Raw genomic sequence first — 1,697 nt, 5'->3', positions numbered from 1 at the left:
CGGCTGCGCACGCCGTCGCGGTGTCGCCGGCTGATGTCGCGACCACGACGGTCGTGTCGGGTCCGGCTTCCGCGGTGGCGGGTGCGGATGTGGTTCTGAACGTGCAGGTTTCGCCGGCTCCTGCTGGTGGCACGGTGCAGTTCAAGGACGGCACCGAGAACCTGGGTGGCCCGGTGAACCTCGATTCCGAGGGCAAGGGTTCGATCACGCAGAAGTTCGCGGCGGGCACGCGCAGCATTACCGCGGTGTACTCGGGTGCGGGTGAGTTCCAGGGGTCCACCTCGGCGGCACACACGGTCACCGTGAGTGCGCCGGTTCCGACCGACGTCGCCACGACCACGACCGCGACCGCCCCGGCGACCGCGACCACCGGCGTGGCCGTCGACCTGTGGGCGAAGGTGACGGGTCCGAACGGTGATCCCATCCCGTCCGGCGGAACGATCTTCTTCAAGGACGGTGGTGCCCTCATCGGCAAGACCGTGAACGCGGTCAATGGTGAGGCGAAGCTGAGCCACACCTTCACGACCGTCGGAGCGCACACCGTCACCGCTGAGTTCGGTGGAACGACCGGCTTCCTGACCTCGGTCTCGCAGTCCAGCACGGTCGAGGTGTCGGCCCCCGTCATCACAGACGTGGCCACCACCACGGTGCTGGCCATGCCCGCCACCGCGAAGAACGGGGCTGCGGTGAACCTGGTCGCGACTGTCTCCCCGACTCCGGCCGGTGGAACCGTGCAGTTCATGGACGGCGCCACGCCGCTCGGTGCTCCGGTCGGGTTGCTCGCAGGCAAGGCGACTCGCTCGCAGGCCTTCACCACTGCCGGTGAGCACCAGATCACCGCGATCTACAGTGGCGCCCCGGGCCACCTGACCTCGACCACCGAGGTCGGCATCATCACCGTCGACGAGCCCGTCGAGGGTGGAAACGGTGCGGGCGGTTCGCTGGGGAACCTGTTCGGTTCTTCCTAGACCGTCAGAACTCCTGACGGAGTGACGTGAGTGTGGCCCCTGCCGGAAGTTCGGCAGGGGTCACACTTGTATTCGCGGCAGGAATCGGGCCATGGCAGAAATGCCCGATTGCGGGTCGAATTCGTCAGCTGAACGAAATAATTACCGGCCAGCAACAAACGTAACCGGCCGTCACGGTCACTGCCTGCGGCGGTGCGGTCCCCGCATGAAATGGCAGTTCAAGGCCACTTTTCTCGAGCTGCGACGCTTCGCTGGGCGGTGCCGCGCCGAACCGCCGATCTCGCTCAAATTTCTCCCCGTGATCTGCCCGTGACAATCGGCTTGGTGCGTTACCCTGAGCCGAATCCAAAAAGTTGGACGGTCGTCCTGGATTGTCATCGAGAGGGAAACAATGTCTGTAGGAAACACCCGCCGGGTGATCGGTGGTGTGAGCGCGTTCGCGGTGGCGGCCGGGTTCGCGGTCACCGCCGGTGTCGGCATGGCTGGTGCGGCGCCGRGTTCGGTGTCCTGGGCCGACGGCAACAGCAACTTCACCCGGACCGTCAGCAACACGACGCCGGTCGAGGGCGAGATCGTCACGACCTCGATGAAGTTCATGCGGAAGGCTCTCACCGTCGTYGAGTACGTCCAGGCGGTCAAGGACTTCCACCCCGCGTGCCTGACGTACGTGGACGGCTCGGCGAAGGTCGACGGCTCTCCGCGTGGGCTCGAGAGCCAGGGGGCGGACTT

The 1,697-nt window shown here is 66.0% G+C and carries 1 protein-coding gene and 1 pseudogene; both read left to right on the top strand.

Features of this window, described 5'->3' with window-relative positions; all coding sequences use genetic code 11:
- A partial coding sequence (locus tag AC1DWC_RS26640; protein ID WP_477912888.1) for an Ig-like domain-containing protein occupies nucleotides 1–968 on the top strand: 968 nt, incomplete at its 5' end.
- Nucleotides 969–1,359: 391 nt separating this feature from the next.
- Nucleotides 1,360–1,697, top strand: a pseudogene (locus tag AC1DWC_RS26635) (Ig-like domain-containing protein); the annotation flags it as partial.

The organism is Rhodococcus sp. P4_C10, assembly GCF_056402135.1.
Note: the sequence above shows the minus strand (reverse complement) of the source record. Positions and strands in the feature narration are given on the sequence as shown.